The organism is Oleiphilus sp. HI0128 (assembly GCF_001635365.1).
The window spans coordinates 1-731 of record NZ_LWGG01000435.1; the positions used below are offsets into that span (position 1 = coordinate 1).

At 39.8% G+C, this 731-nt stretch carries 1 protein-coding gene; it reads right to left on the minus strand.

Features of this window, described 5'->3' with window-relative positions:
• Nucleotides 1-63: 63 nt before the first annotated feature.
• On the minus strand, nt 64-731 hold a 668-nt coding region (locus tag A3763_RS05345; RefSeq protein ID WP_156494933.1), incomplete at its 5' end, for a glycosyltransferase.

A 731-nucleotide genomic window follows, 5' to 3' on the forward strand; every position in this document is an offset into this window, starting at 1 on the left:
CACGTAAATATACTCTGTCCAATTTTTTTGGAATAATTACAAATCAATATTACATTACGGCTATTATGCATCCGAACTTCCTTGTACTGCTTTACATATAATTTGGTCAATTTCATTTACATTCTTTGGCCATGAAAACAGGTTTCCGTGAGCCTTAATAACTTCTCTATTCCAGCAAGCAGTATTCAGATCAAAGTCCACCATAGCTTTAGTTAAGGCCTCACAATCGCCTGCTTCGATTAAAATACCTGAAACTCCATCCTTAACCACTTCTGGAATGCCACCTACTCGAGTAGAAACTACCGGTACGCCACAATTTGCAGCCTCAAGCAGTACATTTGGAACTCCCTCATGATACGAAGGAAGTATTAACAAACCACTTTGGCGTATATACTTTGCTGTATCAGCATGCTTTAGGGCTCCTAACATAGAAACTTTGGCCTCTAAGCCATAAGCAGCGACTCTTTCAGCCAATACCGGGCTCATAGCGCCATCACCAATAAACTTTAATAGTTTACTCCCTCCACTTTTTACATAGCCATCATACGCATCTAGGAGGTCTAACACACCTTTATCTTTTTTAAGGTTTCCGACAAATAAGAAATAAGGATTTGACGCTATTTCCTCTGGATAAAACAACTTATTATCAACACCGTTGTATACTCTGGTTACCTTAGACTTCTCAACTCCCAAGCCACAAACCTTAAGCCGCAAAGCATCAGAGGGCGTAA